21 protein-coding genes are annotated in these 18,661 nt (G+C 62.5%); 16 read left to right on the top strand and 5 right to left on the bottom strand.

Going from position 1 to position 18,661, the window contains the following annotated elements; genetic code table 11:
- Nucleotides 1–372: 372 nt before the first annotated feature.
- Nucleotides 373–1,647 carry a hypothetical protein gene (locus tag EJP69_RS19255; RefSeq protein WP_093307235.1) on the top strand — a complete coding sequence of 425 codons (1,275 nt, stop codon included), beginning with the start codon at nucleotides 373–375 and terminating at the stop codon, nucleotides 1,645–1,647.
- Between the two features lie 179 nt (nucleotides 1,648–1,826).
- Here the strand turns inward: EJP69_RS19255 and EJP69_RS19250 are convergent, their stop codons facing one another.
- Complete coding sequence (locus tag EJP69_RS19250) at nucleotides 1,827–2,576, bottom strand: Crp/Fnr family transcriptional regulator (RefSeq protein ID WP_093307234.1); 750 nt, start codon at nucleotides 2,574–2,576, stop codon at nucleotides 1,827–1,829.
- A gap of 427 nt (nucleotides 2,577–3,003) precedes the next feature.
- On the opposite strand from EJP69_RS19250, the gene EJP69_RS30110 reads away from it, so the two are divergent.
- The 10 genes from EJP69_RS30110 (at nucleotide 3,004) to EJP69_RS19200 (ending at nucleotide 10,683) form a co-directional block, all read left to right on the top strand.
- Complete coding sequence (locus EJP69_RS30110; RefSeq protein WP_420824224.1) at nucleotides 3,004–3,654, top strand: HEAT repeat domain-containing protein; 651 nt, start codon at nucleotides 3,004–3,006, stop codon at nucleotides 3,652–3,654.
- Between the two features lie 151 nt (nucleotides 3,655–3,805).
- On the top strand, nucleotides 3,806–4,405 hold the full coding sequence (locus tag EJP69_RS19240) for a TetR/AcrR family transcriptional regulator (RefSeq protein WP_126472118.1): 600 nt from the start codon (nucleotides 3,806–3,808) through the stop codon (nucleotides 4,403–4,405).
- 251 nt (nucleotides 4,406–4,656) lie between these two features.
- The gene (locus tag EJP69_RS19235; protein WP_126472322.1) at nucleotides 4,657–5,082 is read left to right on the top strand and encodes a DUF2147 domain-containing protein; all 426 of its coding nucleotides are present in this window, start codon (nucleotides 4,657–4,659) and stop codon (nucleotides 5,080–5,082) included.
- A gap of 11 nt (nucleotides 5,083–5,093) precedes the next feature.
- The gene (locus EJP69_RS19230) at nucleotides 5,094–6,095 is read left to right on the top strand and encodes an NADP-dependent oxidoreductase (RefSeq protein WP_126472117.1); all 1,002 of its coding nucleotides are present in this window, start codon (nucleotides 5,094–5,096) and stop codon (nucleotides 6,093–6,095) included.
- A gap of 29 nt (nucleotides 6,096–6,124) precedes the next feature.
- Nucleotides 6,125–6,829 carry an SDR family oxidoreductase gene (locus EJP69_RS19225; protein ID WP_093307272.1) on the top strand — a complete coding sequence of 235 codons (705 nt, stop codon included), beginning with the start codon at nucleotides 6,125–6,127 and terminating at the stop codon, nucleotides 6,827–6,829.
- 80 nt (nucleotides 6,830–6,909) lie between these two features.
- Nucleotides 6,910–7,986 (top strand): alkene reductase, encoded by a 1,077-nt coding sequence (locus EJP69_RS19220; RefSeq protein ID WP_126472116.1) that lies wholly within the window; start codon nucleotides 6,910–6,912, stop codon nucleotides 7,984–7,986.
- Nucleotides 7,987–8,072: 86 nt separating this feature from the next.
- A complete protein-coding gene (locus EJP69_RS19215) occupies nucleotides 8,073–8,930 on the top strand; it encodes an alpha/beta fold hydrolase (RefSeq protein WP_093307228.1) in 858 nt (285 codons plus the stop codon).
- A 240-nt stretch (nucleotides 8,931–9,170) separates the two neighbouring features.
- Nucleotides 9,171–9,494 (top strand): hypothetical protein, encoded by a 324-nt coding sequence (locus EJP69_RS19210; protein WP_148112195.1) that lies wholly within the window; start codon nucleotides 9,171–9,173, stop codon nucleotides 9,492–9,494.
- Nucleotides 9,495–9,546: 52 nt separating this feature from the next.
- The gene (locus EJP69_RS19205; RefSeq protein ID WP_126472114.1) at nucleotides 9,547–10,002 is read left to right on the top strand and encodes a hypothetical protein; all 456 of its coding nucleotides are present in this window, start codon (nucleotides 9,547–9,549) and stop codon (nucleotides 10,000–10,002) included.
- A 111-nt stretch (nucleotides 10,003–10,113) separates the two neighbouring features.
- On the top strand, nucleotides 10,114–10,683 hold the full coding sequence (locus EJP69_RS19200) for a hypothetical protein (protein ID WP_093307225.1): 570 nt from the start codon (nucleotides 10,114–10,116) through the stop codon (nucleotides 10,681–10,683).
- A gap of 27 nt (nucleotides 10,684–10,710) precedes the next feature.
- Here the strand turns inward: EJP69_RS19200 and EJP69_RS19195 are convergent, their stop codons facing one another.
- Nucleotides 10,711–11,517 carry a winged helix-turn-helix domain-containing protein gene (locus EJP69_RS19195; protein WP_126472113.1) on the bottom strand — a complete coding sequence of 269 codons (807 nt, stop codon included), beginning with the start codon at nucleotides 11,515–11,517 and terminating at the stop codon, nucleotides 10,711–10,713.
- Nucleotides 11,518–11,934: 417 nt separating this feature from the next.
- On the opposite strand from EJP69_RS19195, the gene EJP69_RS19190 reads away from it, so the two are divergent.
- Together EJP69_RS19190 and EJP69_RS19185 are read left to right on the top strand one after the other, a co-directional pair.
- Nucleotides 11,935–12,387: a hypothetical protein gene (locus EJP69_RS19190; protein WP_126472112.1), complete on the top strand. Its 453-nt coding sequence runs from the start codon at nucleotides 11,935–11,937 to the stop codon at nucleotides 12,385–12,387.
- Nucleotides 12,388–12,519: 132 nt separating this feature from the next.
- Nucleotides 12,520–13,263, top strand: a complete 744-nt coding sequence (locus EJP69_RS19185; protein ID WP_126472111.1) for a hypothetical protein — start codon at nucleotides 12,520–12,522, stop codon at nucleotides 13,261–13,263.
- 73 nt (nucleotides 13,264–13,336) lie between these two features.
- Here EJP69_RS19185 and EJP69_RS19180 read toward each other — a convergent pair whose 3' ends face one another.
- Complete coding sequence (locus tag EJP69_RS19180; protein ID WP_170217172.1) at nucleotides 13,337–13,810, bottom strand: DUF4275 family protein; 474 nt, start codon at nucleotides 13,808–13,810, stop codon at nucleotides 13,337–13,339.
- A gap of 148 nt (nucleotides 13,811–13,958) precedes the next feature.
- A complete protein-coding gene (locus EJP69_RS19175) occupies nucleotides 13,959–14,714 on the bottom strand; it encodes a hypothetical protein (protein WP_126472109.1) in 756 nt (251 codons plus the stop codon).
- A 155-nt stretch (nucleotides 14,715–14,869) separates the two neighbouring features.
- Between EJP69_RS19175 and EJP69_RS19170 the strand changes: the two genes are divergently transcribed.
- Entirely contained in the window at nucleotides 14,870–15,202 is a 333-nt protein-coding gene (locus EJP69_RS19170) for a hypothetical protein (protein WP_126472108.1), read from the top strand.
- A gap of 238 nt (nucleotides 15,203–15,440) precedes the next feature.
- On the opposite strand, the gene EJP69_RS19165 is transcribed toward EJP69_RS19170, so the two are convergent.
- Nucleotides 15,441–15,839 (bottom strand): hypothetical protein, encoded by a 399-nt coding sequence (locus EJP69_RS19165; RefSeq protein WP_126472107.1) that lies wholly within the window; start codon nucleotides 15,837–15,839, stop codon nucleotides 15,441–15,443.
- Nucleotides 15,840–16,153: 314 nt separating this feature from the next.
- Here EJP69_RS19165 and EJP69_RS19160 point away from each other — a divergent pair, with 314 nt between their 5' ends.
- Together EJP69_RS19160 and EJP69_RS19150 are read left to right on the top strand one after the other, a co-directional pair.
- Nucleotides 16,154–16,867: an SH3 domain-containing protein gene (locus tag EJP69_RS19160; RefSeq protein ID WP_126472106.1), complete on the top strand. Its 714-nt coding sequence runs from the start codon at nucleotides 16,154–16,156 to the stop codon at nucleotides 16,865–16,867.
- Nucleotides 16,868–17,580: 713 nt separating this feature from the next.
- Nucleotides 17,581–18,642, top strand: a complete 1,062-nt coding sequence (locus EJP69_RS19150; RefSeq protein WP_093178838.1) for a ThuA domain-containing protein — start codon at nucleotides 17,581–17,583, stop codon at nucleotides 18,640–18,642.
- Nucleotides 18,643–18,661 lie beyond the last annotated feature (19 nt).

Raw genomic sequence — 18,661 nt, 5'->3', positions numbered from 1 at the left:
GGCCCTCCCGTATTCTGGGGATGGCGATCGTCTTGAGAGGGACGGAATGATCTTCGTGCCTGCAGCATTCGCTTTGCGTTGTGTCTTCTGATCGCGGTTTCTCAAACGGAGAGCCGGAGATACCTCCCCGAGCCTCGACAGCCAGGTCAAGTTCCACAGTCGCCGGTGCCCGCGGTCTTCAACATGTCTGGCAAACGAAACGGCCCAGGCTTGTCTTCATTGCAATCCGGGAACAGGACAGAGGGCTGTCGAGCTCTTCGTACCGCGTGAATTGGGTACCAACGCACGGCGTGATCCGAGAGTCGAATTTCGGGCGTGGATGGGTCCACTGCTGCACGAGGCTCTATCGTCAGTCAAGACAAAGGAAGGCCAATGTCCGCACCCATCGAAATCAGGATCAACCCAGACTGGGCCGATCCTGCGACGCGCCCCGCATGCAAATATGCGCCGATCGTTGTCGAGAAGATCCAGAGCGTGCCAGCAATTCAGACGATGAAGGAGGTCCTGGAAAAACGCGTCAACACGTGCCGCTTGCTCGCGACGCAAAACGACAACCCTCATCTGCAGGGCACCGGCTGGTTCTCGTTCCTGCGTGCAGGTCCCTCCCACACGCCTCATCTGCGCTCCTCGAGCGTGCCTGTCATCGTCATCAGCGGAGGGAACGCGCTGAAGCTGGCCCAGGATCTGAACGCGGACCACAGCCTTGCATGGCATCCGGCGAATCTTCGAAACGAGCCGTTGTATCTCCTCGTCCACAAACTCGATTTCAGGACCTATCAGGGTGCGCTGTCGCGCATCATGAACAGCTTCCGGAACATGCACCTGATCGGCTGGGACGGCGGAAAGATGACCGGCTTTGGTGCTGCCCGCGCCGCGGCACTGGCGTTTGCCGACTCCTTGCCGTACCGACCTCAGCAGATTCTTCTGATGGACCAGGATGTGGCTCAGACTGAAGGGACGCGGCACACGAGGCCCGACGTGCAACGCAAGGTCACGGACCTGCACAATCAGTTTGCCAAGCCGATCGTCGGGCTTGGGGTCGGCTACCCCACAAGGCAGCCTGTTCCAAAGCCGTTCGCAAACGTGCCTTATCCGCGCCTGAAGGACTTTGCGTCGCCCACTCAGCAGTTCGTGTCCATCAAGGCACCGTTCCGGCAGCGCGCGCAAAGCACCCTTCACCCCTATCTCGCCAATTCGAACTACCTGAAGACAGACGATGGGCTGTATCCGGCGTTCATGGTTGCGGGTGGTGAGGACATGCTCGCAACCTACGAGCTCGACCTGATCCAGGATGACCACAACGACACCCTGCGCCACGAGCGGATCGTCAAGAAGGCACTTCAGGGGCCCAACGATCCTCAGAATCTGTATTGGAACAATGCGCGTGTCGAGACATTGGAGCGGCTCTTCAGGGAAGAAAAACGCACGCCTCTCAGTTTGGAAGGCGTGCCGTATACGCTGGAAGGGCTGTTGCTCTTGTTTACCCATAAGGGCTGGCAGGCAGGTCATCCCACTCCGGAGTCGTACAACAACGCCGCCTGCATCATCGAGCGCATCATCCTGCGCTACTTCAAGATTTCACCGCAGGGAACATTCGGGCACAACGAAGTCTTCCAGCAAAGAAAGGGCTTCATTCCCGTTGTGTGACACCCTCGTGCATGCGTCTGCGCACGCCTTCTGTCGCTCGGGGAAGCGGGGGGCGGGCTTTGCCCCGCACTGTTCGTGCCCCACCGCCCACCTGCGTGGTCAGCGTGCCGTGCTCGTCGCAGGCGCAGGCTTAGCCCGGCTGCTGCGCCTGGGCAGTGCTCGGCGATTCCTGTGCGAGCCTACAGAACAGCACTCGAATGACTTCGCAGGACCTTCAGATCAAGCACGCTGATCGAGTTGTAGTTGAGGCCAATCGCGCCGCTTTCGGCCAGCTTGCGAAGGGCCTTGTTGACGGACTGCCTCGTGACCTGCAACAGGGCCGCGAGGTCTTCCTGGGTGATCCGCAGGCCGATCTTGATGACTGATCCTTCCTTGCTTCCGTAGAGCATCGCCAGTCTTTCGAGTGTCGATGCCAGGCGCTGGGAAAAGGAGCCCATCCAGGCACCGAGCAGGGTATCCAGTACCTGTCGATGCTGCTTCATCAGCATGACGGTCATGTCTCTCCACAGCGCAGGCTGTTCGTCGAGAAACTGCAGGATTAGCGCCGTTGGCATCTGAACGACTGTCGTATCGAGACAGGCACTGAAGTCATAGAGAACCCGCTGATCCGGCTCCGGACTTTCCATGCCTTGCGTGTTCTCAAGCAGGCGCACCAAGCCGATCAGGCTGCCAGGGCCCAGCAGCGTCACCGGAGCGCGCGGCCCCCGGGGCGGCGTGCGGCTGACGATGACATGCCCCGAGATGATCGTGAAGGTCCAGGGCTCACCTGCCTCGACCCCGACAAGCTCGTGCCGGGCGAAGCGCCTGACGCGCGACTTTGCGAGCAGTCGTTGCATCGAGCCTGCGGGCCAGGGACCAAAACCCGAGGTGAGCCTCAGTGCATGCTCCATCAACGCGACGTCTTTCTGGGCGAGTTCGAAATCTGCCATTGCTTCGTGTTGGCCCTCTCGCGAACAAGCATTCACGAGAGAAGAGGGTGATGGAGCGCCGCGGGTACGGATCGTTTTTTTGGTTATTTTTTATAGCTTAATGGATCGTGGAACGTGATGTCGTTTTTCTGCGCGCCTCAAGCTCGACTTCGAAAGGAAGACGGTTCATCGAGTGGGCTCTGGAGAGTCAAGAAAAAGGGCCTCATCCTAGGAATGGCAATGCGGCGCTAGAAGCACAATGCTTGGAACGGTTGGTTGCTGATCGGGCAATCGATGCACACCGCACTTGCGGACGGCACCTTCCTTCCCGGTGTGATGACCAGACCGCCCCACTTGAACGGAGTCGCATCGACGAACCGCTTCCGCACGACTGGCAGCACAGGTCGAAGGCGGTCTCGGGGCCGGTTGCGGACATTGCCGCTTCTCCATGGCATCCGTTCGAGGCAACGCGTACCATGCCGGTCCGTCCGCCGACCCCGCTGAGATGGAGGGTTGCCTCATGGTGATTTCCTTGTGCCGATCAGACGAAGCCGCCGACCTGATAGAGGTGCTGGCCGTGCCGTATCGGGCGACCGCCGCCTACAGGAGCTTGCTGCAGTTGGGAGCGCGAGCGCTTCCCGCGGTCCGTGCCGGGCTGCGGCATGGCAATGCCGACGTGCGTTTTCACTGCTGCCGGTTTCTCGACCGATACCTGCAGCCCGACACGCTGGCGGACCTGCTCGCAATGCTGGACGACGCCGATCAGCGCGTGCGGATCACGACACTGCACACACTGGCTTGCGATCGTTGCAAGGAGGGATCGTGCCAGCCGGAGGAGGCCGAGGTTCTTCCGCGGGCGATGGAACTGCTGGCGAAAGATCCCAGCGCGCATGTTCGGGCCATGGCGATCGAGGTCGTCGGCCGGTTCGTCCACGGCAACCGGCATGCCGCGGCTGCGATCGAAGCGGCCGTGCAGTCGGACCCGAGCTCCGCGGTCCGGAAAAAGGCCGGGTGGTATGCCCCAGGGGGTGCTATCCATGGACGCTCCGCTCCGGGACGGCCTCGAAGAGCCGTTGCTTCACCAAGCGGAGATGGCTGAGCGCAGCCCCTGCTGCAAGTCTGTGTCCCGCTGCGCCTAGCCGGGTCTGGGGCCGGTCCCGTGGGTTCTCGAAGCCAAGCTGCTTGGCGTTGCAGACTTCTTCAACGAACCGAGCTCCATCGGACCGCGACACAGACGTTTGAATTAATGTATGATGATCATCATGCGAAATGCAAAAGGCAACGCCCGAGCAGCGGCCAAGGAAGAATCCCACGAACGGATCGTGGTGGCCGCAGCGCGGGCGATCCGTCGCAGTGGCTATGACGGCACCGGGGTCGCCGACATCATGAAGGAGGCCGGTCTGACCCATGGCGCCTTCTATGCCCATTTCGAATCGCGCGAGGCCATGCTGGCGGAAGCAGCGGGCCGCGCGTGCGCCGAGTCTGCCGCGGCAGCGGCGGACGTTGTTGCCAATGTGTCCTCGGAACAAGCGCTGGAGTGCATGCTTCGCACCTATCTCTCGCAGGAGCATCTGGAGCAGATTGAGATGGGATGCCCCTTGGCCGCGCTGGGATCGGAAACGCCGCGCCAAGCGCCCGAAGTACGCCGGGTGACCACCCGGCATATCAAGGCAATGATCGATCTCGTCGCCCGCCAGTCGCCGGATTGGGGGCAGTCCGGCGCGCATGAACGCGCACTCGTGACCATTGCCACGATGGTGGGCACATTGCTGCTGGCTCGTGCAGTCGACGAGCCAGCGCTGTCGAACAGCCTGCGCGAAGCGGCACTGAAGCACCTGGCCCATTCCTGAATTCACCGATCCATACGGCTTTTTGCTCGCCTCTACATATGATGATCATCATGCGATATTTGGATTTTCCCCTTCGACGCAACGTCCCTCTCTCCACTTGGCCGGGCCTGTCGGCCTTGATGGGGCACGAGTCGCATGGGCGAGGAAAAAACGTCGGGCATCACTCCCGCCCCTCAGCATGGCGCGCACGCGCAACCGTCAAACCCGCTTCTCGCGGCCTCGCAACCCGGCTCGCGTTTTCCTTCCTGGCGATGTCGCTGACTGCAACGCTCGCGGCCGTCAATGCGCGCGCTGACCAGACATCGCCCACAGGTCTGTGGAAGAACATGGATGACGTCAGCGGCAAGCCGCGAGCCCTGATCCGCATCACGGAGTCGGGCGGAATGCTGCTGGGCAGGATCGAGAAGGTGTTTCCTGGTCCCCAGGAAGACTCGAATCCGAGGTGCACCAAGTGCGAAGGCACGAACAAGGACGCACCTGTCGTCGGTCTGGAGATCCTGAGCGGTCTGAGCAGGGAGGGGGGCGAGTACGTCGGCGGCCAGATCCTCGATCCGGACAACGGCAAGGTCTACCGCAGCAAATTGCGCCTGAGCGACAACGGCAGGAAGCTCGACGTGCGCGGTTACATCGGTGTGCCCATGCTGGGTCGTTCGCAGACCTGGTTGCGCCAGGAATAAGGAGGAGAACCATGAAAGCATTTGTTCTCGATCGATACGGCAAGAAGGCTGCCTTGCGATCGGCAGACATCCCGATGCCGGAGCTGCGTGACGACGAGGTTCTGGTCCAGGTCCACGCCGCGGGCGTCAACTTGCTGGACGCCAAGATACGGGATGGCGAATTCAAGCTCATCCTGCCCTATCGCCTGCCCCTCGTACTGGGCCACGATGTTGCCGGCGTCGTGGCCAAGGTGGGGCCGCGCGTGCAGCACTTCAGAACAGGCGATGAGGTCTATGCGCGAGTCGACGATTTCCGGATTGGCACCTTCGCCGAATTCGTGCCGGTCAAGGAGGCCTCGCTGGCACTCAAGCCCAGGGGTCTCACGATGGAGGAAGCCGCTTCCATCCCTCTGGTGGGCCTGACGGCGTGGCAGGCGCTGGTTGTGAAGGCCAATCTGAAGAGGGGACAGAAGGCCTTCATCCAGGCGGGTTCGGGCGGCGTGGGCACGTTTGCCATTCAGTTGGCCAAGCATCTGGGCGCCACGGTCGCCACCACGACGAGCACGGGCAATGTCGCGCTCGTGAAGACCCTCGGTGCGGATGTCGTTGTCGACTACAAGTCGCAAGACTTCGAGGACATCCTGTACGGCTACGACGTGGTTCTGAACAGCCAGGATGGCAAGACGCTCGAGAAGTCTCTGCGGGTGCTCAAGAGGGGCGGCAAGCTCATCTCCATCTCCGGGCCGCCCGATCCCGAATTCGGCAAGGAAATCGCGGCACCCGGTTTCGTGAAACTGGTCATGCGGCTGCTGAGCTCTGGCATTCGACGCAAGGCGAAGGGCCGGGGCATCGACTACGCGTTCCTCTTCATGAAGGCCAACGGCAGCCAGCTGCGCGAGATCACCCGCCTCATCGAAGCCGGAGCGATCCATCCCGTCGTCGATCGGATCTTTCCCTTCGCGTCAATCAACGAGGCCTTGGCTTATGTCGAAGCGGGCCGAGCGAAGGGCAAGGTCGTCATCAAGTTCAAGTGAAGCTGCTTTTTTCCACCTTGGAGATTCCCATGAAGATCGAAAACACTGTTGCCCTCGTCACCGGCGCCAACCGCGGCATCGGCCTGGCATTCGCGCGCGCGCTGCTTGCCCGCGGTGCGCGCAAGGTCTACGCAGCCGCGCGCGATCCCGCAACCGTCACACAGGACGGTGTGCAGGCCCTCCGGCTCGATGTCACCCGCCCGGAAGATGTGGCGGCCGCTGCGGCGCTGGCATCCGATGCGACGCTGGTGATCAATAACGCCGGCATTGCGCAGCCAGGAGGCTTTCTGGCGGCCGACAGCGAGGACGTCGCACGGCGGATCTTCGAAACCAACTTCTTCGCTGTGCTGCGCATGAGCAAGGCCTTCGCGCCGATTCTCAAAGGCAACGGCGGCGGGGCATTGCTCAACGTCCTGTCCGTGGCCTCGTGGGTGAACGGCGGGGAGCTCGCTGCCTATTCGGCAAGCAAGTCCGCGGCCTGGTCGCTGACCAATGCACTGCGCAGCGAACTGGCGGCGCAGAAGACGCAGGTGCTGGGGCTGCACATGGCCTATGTCGACACCGACCTCACGCGTGGCTTCGACGTTCCGAAGTCCAGTGCGCAGGAGATCGTCAGGCGCGCGCTCGATGGCCTCGAATCGGGCCTCGATGAGGTGCTGGCGGACGACCTCACCCTGCAGGTCAAGCAGGGCATGACCGCGGCGCGGCCCAGCTACCTTCCGCAGGCGTCGTGAGCCCGACACGCGCCAGATCGCTGAAGCTGCCCATTGCTTCTGACCAGGCCTCGAACGACCTCCATCTGTCCAGGATTTCCATGCTTTTCGAACCTCTCGTCACCCCTTCGATCCGGCTCGCCAACCGAACCGTCATGGCGCCGATGACGCGCAGCCGCGCGGTCAACGCCAATACGCCCAACACCCTGATGGCCGAGTACTACGGCCAGCGCGCTTCGGCGGGGCTCCTCATCACCGAAGGAACTTCGCCATCGCCCAACGGCCTGGGCTATGCGCGCATTCCCGGCCTCTTCAACGAGGCGCATGTGCGCGGATGGAAGGTTGTCACCGATGCGGTCCATGCCAAGGGCGGCAAGATCTTCGTCCAGCTCATGCACACCGGCCGCGTGAGCCACACGGCCAACCTGCCTGCGGGTGCGGAAGTGCTCGGACCGATGGCCAGCCCGTGCCCGGGCGACATGCACACCGACTCCCAGGGCATGCAACCGCACAGCGTTCCGAGGGCCATGACCGCGATCGATATCGCCCGCGCGGTCGACGAATACGCGAACGCTGCGCGGCTTGCCATCGAAGCAGGATTCGACGGCGTCGAGCTCCATGCCGCAAACGGCTATCTGATCGAGCAGTTCCTGAACGCCAATGTGAACCAGCGTACCGATGCCTATGGCGCAGGCATCGAAGGGCGCAACCGCTTCGCGCTCGAGGTCGCCAGTGCCACTGCGGCCATCATCGGTGCACGGCGTGTCGGCATCCGGCTGTCGCCGTATGGCGTGTTCAACAGCACGGGCGCGTTTCCCGAGGTCGAGGCGCAATACCTGGCGCTCACAGAGAAGCTGTCGAAGCTGGGCCTGCAGTATGTCCACTTGCTGGACCACTCGGCGATGGGCGCTCCGCCGGTGCCTGCCGAGTTGAAAGCCCGGTTGCGCACCGCGTTCCAGGGCCTGTTCATCCTCGCCGGCGGCTTCGATCGCGCCAAGGCCGAAAGCGCGCTCGAAGCGGGCCAGGCGGACCTCATCGCCTTTGCCCGTTCCTTCCTTGCCAATCCCGATCTGGTGGAGCGCATGCGAAACGACATGGCGCTGAATGTCATCGACACGGCGACGTTCTACACCCCCGGCCCCAGGGGCTACACCGACTATCCGGTCCTTGCCGCTTGAGGGACGCCAGCGGCACCAACGATCGAGTCAAGACGCCGAGCAAGGCTGATCAGCCGACCACATGAGCACCGTGAGGGTGGAGCAACATGAACGAGCCGCAAGAATTGAAGAGCACCTGGAAAAGCGTACGAACGCGAACGATCACGGCGGGCGGTGTGAAGTTCGCCTACCGGGAACTCGGGGCGGACAACCCCGGCCCACCGCTTGTGTGCCTCATCCATCTGGCCGCGGTGCTGGACAACTGGGATCCCCGGGTCATCGACGGGTTCGCGGCCAGACATCGTGTGATCGCGTTCGACAACCGCGGTGTCGGTGCTTCGAGTGGTTCTCCGTCGGCATCGATGGAGGAGATGGCGCAGGACGCGATCGCTTTCGTCGAGGCAATGGGCTTCGATCAGGTCGACCTCTTCGGATTCTCGATGGGCGGAATGATCGCCCAGGAGATCGTGTTGATGAAGCCCGCGCTCGTGCGCAAGATGATCATCACGGGGACGGGCCCCGCCGGTGGCGAAGGCATCAGCAAGGTGGCGCGGGTGACGTACCTCGACATGCTTCGGGGCTGGCTCAGCTTCCAGGACCCGAAGCAATTCCTGTTCTTTACCCGAACGCCCTCCGGGATCCGCGCGGGCAAGGAGTTCCTGCTGCGCATCCAGGAACGTACCGAAGATCGCGACAAGAAAATCACCGTGGCCGCGCTGCAGGCTCAGTTGAAGGCGCTGCGCCGGTGGGGCAACAAGGCGCCTGCGGACTTGTCGAAGGTTCATCACCCCGTCCTCGTTGCGAACGGCGACAGCGATCGCATGGTCCCGAGCAGAAACACCCGCGATCTGGCCGAGCGGCTCCCGAACAGCGAACTCATCATCTATCCCGATTCCGGACACGGCGCGGTGTTCCAGTTCCATGGCGATTTCGTACGCAGGGCGCTCGCATTCCTTGCGCGCTAGTGAATCTCGCCGCCATCTCCGACGGCGGGGCTGGCTTGAGTGGCAGTCCAAAGTGGGACTGATTGAAGATCAGCATCGAGAGCTGAGCAGGCCTCGAAATCGTCGGAGTGCCTCTTCGGTCGCGAATCGTCGCAACCATATACTCCGCCGAAGTCGCGAGGCCCGTGCCTATCCCCTATTCGACGCTGTCATATGCCATCAGCAAGTCTGCCGTTATCCGAAGCTCTGTTGCGGGCAGACATGCAGGCGCTGCATCGGAAACTTTGGGCGCGAACCATCAAGCGGCAGGCTGACGAAGCGTTTCGCAGCTACTCGCATGTCAGAGTGCTCAAGCAATCCTTCGAGACACTCGTGTCCGCCGAGTCGTCGGACTTCGACGAATTCGAGCCTCATGACTATGACGATAGGGAAAAGGCCACCTCGTTCCTGCTGAAACGGCTGCTGAGTTCACTTCAATTGTGGCAACAGGAACTGAAGTGCCACAACCTGGGCACACATGAACCGGAGGAGATCGGCGCCTGCGTGAGAGCTCTCAAGAAGCCGAAGATCCAAGTCAGCTCCTAGCTCGCTCGAACTGCGCGCCCTGTCTTTGCCACCAAACCCTGGAACGCAACCCATGCCGCCCACTATCGCCACACGCAAGCCGGTCGATGAGCTCACGGCCTCGGACCTCGAGGCGTTTCCTGTCTGGGAGTTCGCCCTGGATGAGGAGGAAGACGCCGAAGAGGAGCAGGACGAGACCTGGGTGAAGCCGGTAGTAACCGGCGAAGTGCCGGTCGACGGCAGCTCGCTCAGCGTGGCGGTCGTCCTCAGGCTGGCCAACGGGTTGATCTACCCGGGGGTGATGTTCTGCGACACCCATGCCGGCTTCGACATCGCCGCGATAGCGCTTCTCACGACCGAAGGCCGCGTCCTGTTGTCGCCCAGCGATTCGCCTTCCGAAATCCGGCGCAGCCTGAAACGGCTGGGATTGACTTATGTGCAGGTCTTTCCGCTGGACTATTGCACGCGCGCGCCGTCGGCGCGCACCGGCGCCTTGGAGCGCGGCACGTTCAATGTTCAGCAGGCCTAGTCTCTGGTCGGGAGGCCGAACAGTTCTTGCAAGCAACTGACGTGTCTTGTCTCCATGAGTGACGGGCGACTTCCGGACGTCAAGAAAACTTCGACAGGGAGCGAATCGCCGATGTCTGTACTTGCCCGCCCGTTCTTCAATCTGGCGGTCCTCAAGGTGCCGCTGCCTGCGTTGGTCGCTGCCTTTGGCACGCTGACCTGGCCGATCAGCGCCAAAGCGACTCCACTCGTTTTTCCGTCACAGCCTTACAGCAGCAACGACGCCGATCCGCCTCTGCTGCTCTGGTCGCCAGCATGCGCACCTGAGCTCACGGCCTTCATGCCACGGGTGAGTTCGGGCGACTACTTCGTTGTCGAGTACGCATGCCGCCGCTTCGGCTTCGCGGGTATTGCCCTCAGAAGCACCATGCAGGATGTCGAGTGGCCGCTCAACGAGTTCATCGTGTACGAGTCGAACGAACTCCAGCGCCACGTCCGAGCCATGAAGGACTCGCCGCGCTGGGACTTCTACACGGAAGGGGCGCTTCTGGACTTCGAGAACGAGACGGCGTACATGGCCCGACGCGTACGCGACCGCCTCCAGCGTGAGTTGCTCCTCGACTACGTGGCTTCCTGGGGCGCTCCTGTGGGCCACCCCGAGTTCTGGTCGAGCTACCAAGAAGCCATGACCCTCGTGCGCTAGTCGCGACGTGATCGAGACTGAGGCCGATCAAGAGCCAGAACGCTGTTCCAGGACATATCCTTGACTTCGCACGGTGTGCAGCAGCTTCGCTTCAAACGGTGCGTCGAGCTTGCTGCGCAGACGAAGTATGGCCACGTCGACTGCGTTGCTCGTTTCGTCGAGATCCATGTTCCATACGCGCCGAGCGAGCTTCTGGCGTGACATGACACGGCCTTGGTTGCGAAGAAGCACCAGCAGCAACGCGAACTCCCTCTTGGTCAATCCGAGTTCGATCCCGTCACGGGAACACTTCGCCGTACGCTCGTTGAGTTCCAGATCGGCCAGTTGCAGCACCGGCTGCGGGTGCAGGCTGATGTTGATGTGGCGGTGCGTGTTCGGGTGGCGGGCCAGCACCTTGACGCGTGCAAGCAGTTCGAACAGCGAGAACGGTTTGACCAGATAGTCGCTTGCACCCAGTTCCAGGCCTGCCATGCGCGCGGCGACGCTGTCGCGGTCGGTGAGAACGAGAAGGGGAGCATCGGTTCTGCGCCGGACTGATTGAACGGCGTTCAGTCCGGCCAGGCCGGGGCGCATCGAATTCAGGAGGATGAGTGCGTAGTCCCCTGCGACAGCTGAATTCGTGATGGCATCGTCGCCACTTGCGATGTCAACCAGAAAGCCATGTTGCTCCAGCCCCTCGCTGAACGACTCGTCAAGGCTCGAGCGGTGGTCAATGAGCAGGATCCGCTCGGCGTCGATGTCGTCACCGCGTTGCACAGCTCGCGATCGGCTGATGCCATGGAACGAGCCGCTCAGCGTGGTTTCAAAAGGAAGCTGGGAAGCAGACGGTCGCACGGGTTCTCCGAATCCAGTACTCCAACGGCACTGTGGTGCTCTTATATGTTTGCGGCAGGTAATGAATCAAATTCACCATTCGCCTCGCTAAACGGCTTTCCCATGCGTGTGGACATGCGAGGGGCTTCTCTCACGTCTCGTCGCGTGAGCGACGGAGGCCGGCTGAATCGCGTCAATTGCCAGAGGGCCGATTCAGGTTCCCCGCCCCTGGTGTCGCTTGGCAGTGGAGCAGTGGGGTAGGAGGCATCCGGCGCCGGCCTCAACGCAATTGCCTCTGAAGATGAGCGACTCCATCTCACTTTTCGTGCCAATCAGGCCGGGCGCAGGAGGCCTGCATTTCTTCACTTGTCGAATCACCTGGCCTGCCAATGAAAACGACTTGTTGCGTCGATAGATTGCATCGAAGATCAGAGCCCCATGAGACTCGTCGCAACTGCAACCTTCCAGGCATCTTTTCCTTCTGACTCGGAGCTTTTCGGACCTGAGGGTTCGTACTTGGCCCTGAAGATTGAAAAGCATTTGCGAACTGCATTTCCGGTTGTCGAGGCATTCGACAACTGGCGCGACTGTGGCTGGTGCATCCCATGCGGTATCGGGGGGCTTCGCCTGTGGGTCCGCTTCGCACGGTACCTTCCGGGCGAGGCATGGCAGCTCTTTGTCGAGCCCGTCGGTCTACCCGGTATTCTCGGCAAGCTCCTCGGCAGACGTTCACCACCCCATGTTGCAGCCGTTCGACAACTCGCGCTCGAAGTCGATCGCGTGCTCCAGAATGAGTCCAGGATTTCGGTCGTCGCCTGGGCATTGGATCCTCGGCGCGATGCTGTGCCGGATCCCGCTTTCCTGCCATGGCCCGAGGAGGCGACGGCCTGACAGGACGCGATGGGCTTTTGCCGGCGCAAATCTTTCGTCATGTCTTTGTCGGCTACCCAGGCACAGGGGGGAGTCTTGTGCCGGGCTCAAGTCCCTCCACCCAACGGCGCGGCCGCTTGCGTCAACAGTCCCATGCACTCGACACTCCAGAAGCCCAAGCCCCTTCGCGATATTCGGTATTTCGAGAACATCGTTGCACCGCAGCGCACTGAGCCGATGCCAGGCTATGCGTCAAAGCTCTACGACTTCCCACGCGCATGCATTGCGCTTGGCCAGCGCGTAGGGATGAAGTGCGAAGAGCTGGGCGTGTCCATCGGCCGTGCTGACCATCTCTACCTGTGCCTTACGCCATCGCGACCCGAAGGAACGGTCGAGACCACCGAATACGCCATGGAGCCCTGGCATCGTTTTGCGCTGTACGGTATGGATCTCGCATTCAACGCCCTGTCGGAGGAGAAAAAGCTGGCCAAGGTCATCGAGGCAACGTTTGCAACGCTGCGCGTCCTCGCGGCGGACCAGGAGCGAGTGCTTGAGATGCTTCGACACTCGGTCGAATCGCAAGGCGAGGCACTCAGGGTGTGCCTCAAGGTCAAGGCGACCAAGCAGTACCACGTGCGCGTCGAGCAGACCGTCCCGGTGCACCCCCAACCCGCGGAGGTGTTCGTTGAAGTCACCCACCTGAAAACGCAGCGTTCGAAAAGCGCCAAGGTCGCAGAGGTGGCGCATTACGACGATGCGCCGAGCTTGGTGGATCGCATCGCGATCATTGGGGACGAGCTGACGATTCACCCTCGCAAGTCTTTTCGAGCGAGCCTAGTTACCAAGGACTATCAAGTCCCGATTCAACTCAGCTTGGCCGGGCTGAAGGGCGTCTGAGCGGCTTGATCCTTTCCCGCCGCTGGGTCGCGGCGTTGAGCGCCATGGCGCAAAGCCGGGCGCTCGTCCTCCGTCATCGCCAACCCTTGGCCCTGGCGGCGTGTGCTTCCCGTTGCTTGCGGATCTGCGCGCGGTTTGCGACGTCCAGCCGATCAAAGTCCCGGTGCTTTGCAAAATAGGGGCCAAGCCATCCGTCTTCGTGAGTGAAGCACATGGTCCACGCAAGGTTCGGGGGAAAGACGAGGTAGTCCGATAGATCGGCTTTCACCGGACGCTGATCGGTGGAGAAAGCCGTCTTTCGGTCATTGGAAAGGACAAGGTATTCGGGTGCTTCCATGGCTTCGTACTCGGCCAGTGCCTGCTTGCCCGCCCAGCTCGCATGAGCGCCACCGCTGAATACGTGCCACAGGTAGGCTTTCAAGTTGAGCCCCTGTCGTTGTTGACCGAACGCGTGCAGCCATGCGGTGACAAGCGCTGCAGCTTCCGCTTCCGAGAGGCTGCGAAGAATGGCGCCTGGCTCGACAAGGGGCGATGTGGAACGTGTCATGCGAGAAAGTATGCTTCTTGATGAGCGTTCGGACATCCCCAGCCGACGAGAGCTGGAAGATGATCGGGGTGTCGATGGCGCTGCCTGCGATCGGCGTGCTGCGCATCGATCCGGTTGGACATCATCCCCCTGGCCGAACGTTCGTCAGCTACGCGCGAAGTTGCTCCAGCTCGATGCCCACCAGGGAGTGGGCCTGGATCGCCAGTGCGGTACGTACCCCGACGACGACTTGAAATGCCTTCAGCGGCGTCGAGCCAAACTCAAGGCAGGAGCGATACACCCCTGCCGCGATGGGCTCGGCAAGTTTTCCCAAGAACACCGGGATGGGGACGACTTCATCGGCAAACTGGCCGCACGACGCGCAATGTCTCGCGCGTTCGGCCGCAGCGTAGTCCAGTGCGATTTGCGGGCGCAGCCAGAAGTAGTCCGGATCCGCCGGTAGTGCAACAAAGTCCTCTCTCGTTGCACCATGGTCTTGGAGCACCTTGCGCAGGTGCGCGGAGACCAGGAGGTAGCCGTCATAAGTCGCAGTGATGTCTCTGCGGCGCTTCTTCACGCGGTACCCGGGATGGATGTAGTCGGGGTCGACCTTGCCGCCGCATTCCGGACAGGTGGCTGGATGCGGGTGACCCATGCTCCCGAAACGCCACTCGCTACCCTGAGGATCGGGCTTGTACGTTTCGTTCCCCAGCATGTACGTGTCGTCGTCGTGCCCGTGCAGCGCGTATGCCCAAGTCGCCTGAGTCCTCTTCATTCGCTCCTCTTGTCCGTCATTGCGCGGCTCTGGAAAAGCCATGTTGAAGGCCAGATTCTGGCCTACGGCCGAAGTCCAACCGCCGGATCGGAAGGCCAACCTGGCCAGGGGGAGAAGGTCGACGCGCTCAAGAAAAAGGTCCTGAACCATGGGCCGGCTTGCGCATGGCAAACACGGCACCCGGACTAAGATCCATGCAAGCCTTCGCGCCCGGCAGTCGACGAATGTCAGCCCGAGCGAACGGCCTGCCCAGGTCACTTCATCTCCGCCTCGAACCGTCTGTTCGTGTCACACATTGGACAACCGTGAATCATCAAGAACGAGAACGCCAGGTGGTCTTCGCGCTGGAGCGTCTGCTGACCAGCGAGGACCCATCGCCGAAGCGCTGGCGCTTGGCATCGTGGGGCCTGGGCATCGCCCTGTGGCTGACCTTGTCCGCGACGTTTTTCGTCTGTCTCATGGGGCCGCAGGTCGCCCGTGGCTTGTTGGTCGTTCCGTTCCTTGCGGGCTTTGTGGGCGCGCTCAGGATGTATGTCACCACCATCACGCGCCAGTGGTCGATCCTCAGCCAGTTCATCGATCGGGAAGCCGTCCGGCAGCGCGCCGCTGAATTGCGCCATTCCGATGTCGCCCGCTGAGGGAACTGCGAGGTTCCAGCGCACCGTGCCGGCCTTGCCGCATGCACCGATCGGTGGCGTGGTGACCTTGGCGTACAAGAAAGGAAGCGGTACGCCGTCCGCCAATGTCAGCCAGTCAGCGCCTGGCGGACAGCCTGCGGAGGGTCGCTTGATTCACCATTGATGGCACGGGCCCGCCTGCACCGTGCGCCCATGGCCATGGAAGCACCATACGGCCGATTCGCTGAATGGTCCGCCCCTATCTTTCTCTCGGTGCCGAGCCGTTTGTGGTCACGGGGACGTGGACGTCCCATTGCTGCGGTGGATCGACGGTGCGTGCGCATCGCACTGCGATCACACGACGACTTTGCGGTATCACGGCACCCCGCGCGTCGGTCGACGACCAGCGAATCGTGTCCCACCGTGCATCCAGCGCGACAGCGCAGCGTGGCACGAAGACCTTGAGATTCGGCTCGCCAGCGTGCCAGATCACGCCGCCCTTTGCGTTGTGCTGCGCAACGAATGCGCGGGCCCGTTCACGGATCTCGTACAGGCCCTGCGTGGAGCCGTGGGAGCGCATGTCCTCGATGCCTGCGGCAGGGCATGGCGCTGCCGCCAGCAGCAGCCAGAGGGGCAATGCGTTTCGAGGGTGGGCCATGGTGTTTGGAAAGTGGGCTCGCGTGCATTCTCCCGTGGTTCGCCGGCGGGCCTTGGTGCACGGGGCGGAAGGTGGCCTGCACGTGCTGCGGGATCGCAGGATGGCGCTGACCCAGATGCCCGCGAAAACCTTGTCATGTGAGCATGCGTCGGTGCGTGGAGGCTGGGCGTGTCGCCGGATGGCTGCATGAAATGTCACCCAAGGAATTCACTCCGAACGCGCGGTGCAGTTCCTGGAAAGTCACTGGAACAGCGCTGACAATGCGCCAGTCGTGAACATGTGGTCCCGAGGAACCCATCAAGGAAGCCTCGTTCTTGCTGACGGCCTGGCTTACTCCTTCCTCCTTTCTCTTTGCGAGCTCGTTGATGGCCAATGACCGAAATTTCTCCGTGGCGCCGGCCCTGCTGTTGGCGCTTGCCCTCCTTGGTGGGACAGCCCAGGCCTCGGGTGGTTCGCCGGAATCGTCGAGTTGCCAGTTCACGGCCTTCGTCGAAGAGACCGACCCCGCCGGCCTCAATGTGCGCGCGGAGCCCACCCCCACGGCGAAGGTGCTTGGCAAGCTGCCGTCGGTCTGGTCGGATGGATCCGGACTGCGAGTGCGCGTTCGCGTGGGTGTCACGGCCAGCGCCAACGGCTGGTTCAAGATCCGAGAGGCAGCGGACGACGACATGTTGACCGGGCAGGCACCCCGGCCCGTCTACAAGGGCGAAGGCTGGGTCAGCGGCCGCAAGCTGGTCGTGAAGTCGCAGGCCAAGGCAGGACGTGCGGCGCCGTCGCCAGGTGCGCCCGCGACGATCCGGTTGCAGGATGACTCGCTGTTCGATGGCGACAGCACCGTGGCCGCCGGCCGGCCCGTCGACTGCCGGGGGCGATGGGTCCAGGTCGAGTACGAGGAAGCCCGCTTCCCCGCCGACCTGCGGCCGTTGCAGATCGCTGCTGCGGCGCGTGCAGGCGTACCCAAGGGACGGTTCCGGACATGGCTCAACAAGATCTGCGGCATCCAGGAAACCTCCTGCGATGGTCTTTGAGCACTGCCGCTGCGGGCGTCGTGACAGGGTCCAGTGGCGCACGGCCGGATCTCGTGCGCTTGCAGGCAGGAAGAGTCCCAAATAACGGTCCAGCGCCTCCTGGCGCAGGCGCGCCATTGCCTTTCTTCGCGATGCGAGACAGGAGCACCGGCGCAACGCATCCGGCTTGCGCGTCGCCCAGGGATGCGAGGAAGCGGGGTCTTCGTCCCTGAACACGTTGCCGAGGTCCAGGTGCATCTCGATGAAGTGCTCCGAGCAAAGCACGGGTCCATGATTTACTCGCGCGCTCGCGCGCATTGTCCGAAAACCTGTCTTCTCGCCGAACGCTGGGATGGGCTCGGGCCGGCCATGCAGGCACCCAGCCTGTCGGACTGCCCGCACTTCTGCTTGTAGTCGTCGTGCAGTTTGTCTTGTTCGTCCGGCGAGCAGTTTCCTAGCCCAGCGCGACCACGCCAAGCGCGATCACCGTCCCGACGCCGGTGCTGATGGCGGCCGCCTAGACACCGATGCCGGCTCCCACTGCGCAATCCGCGGGGTCAGTCCGAGGGCGCCAATCTTCAGATCGATTGAAATAGGAAGGGATTTCCATGATGGAAATACTTTCCAGAAAATTCCTATGATCGCCCCCGGTCAACCCCGCCGCAGCGCAACGGTCGGCCAGCATCGGCAGAGCGCTCGCACTCTGCGCCATCGATCAGAACGAGGAGACTCCCTTGGAATTTGCCAAATCATTGACTCTCAGGCTCGCCTTGGCGGCGGCCGTGACGCTGGCCGTGACTGCATGCGGAGGAGGAAGCGGAGGTGGTGGAGGGGTGCCGCTCACGGCCCTTCCCGTGGCGCCGGCGGCACCGAGCAATCCGACCGAGCCTGCGGGCGAGACACCGGTTCAGCCAACGGACCCGGTGGCCGAAGCCCCCGACGACAGCTTCGACGCCTACTACAACGTCTGCAGGGGAACGAATCCCAAGTGCTACAACGACTGGGGGGCCTTCGCTTCGACGCCGGACCGGGTGCTGGTCTATTCGCGCACCGCGGGGCCGCGTCATGCCGTGCTGGGCACGCCGATGGCCGCGGGTTTGAACCCGGTGATGAATCCGGACAACGTGATGCAGGCGGGCCTGGTTCGCATGCTGTCGGCCGAAGGCATCACGGTCGACTGGACGGAGGACGTCGCGGTCCTCAGCAGCCGCATCAACAACTACAAGGCGATCATTTTCGCGAGCTCGAACCGCGACACGCTGTGGAACGGCGCGGTCAGCACGAGCCAGGACGCCGCGCGCACCGCGCTGCGCAACTACATGCGCCGCGGCGGCGGCTTCGTCGGCCTGCACAACGCTTTCGGCGCGGAGTACAACTGGCCCTACTACGAAGGCCTGCTCGGCAACGCGAACTTCTACAACCACGGGCCGAATCGCGCCGGTGATGTCGAGATCGTCTCGGATGACCCGTCGACGAAGGACGTGCCCAAGCGCTTTTCCTTCCAGGACGAGTGGTACAACCTCATGCCCTTCCCCACGAAGGTGAAGTTCCTGGCGAAGGTCGACACCTCGACACTGAAGCCGCTGACGGCGGCGCCGCATCCGGGCCATGCGGACTTCCATCCGGTCGCCTGGTGCCAGTACTACGACGGTGGCCGGGCATGGCTCACGACCCTCGGGCACAACGCCCACTCCTTCACCGCGGACCTCTCGGGCGTGGGGGCCATCGAGTTCCAGAAGCTCGTGGTCCAGGGCGTCAAGTCGGCCATGGGTCTCACGCCCTTCTGCACCGAATAGCGACCGAGCAATTGGCTGC

Source organism: Variovorax gossypii, assembly GCF_003965815.1.
Classification (GTDB): Bacteria; Pseudomonadota; Gammaproteobacteria; order Burkholderiales; family Burkholderiaceae_C; genus Variovorax; species Variovorax gossypii.
Note: the sequence above shows the minus strand (reverse complement) of the source record. Positions and strands in the feature narration are given on the sequence as shown.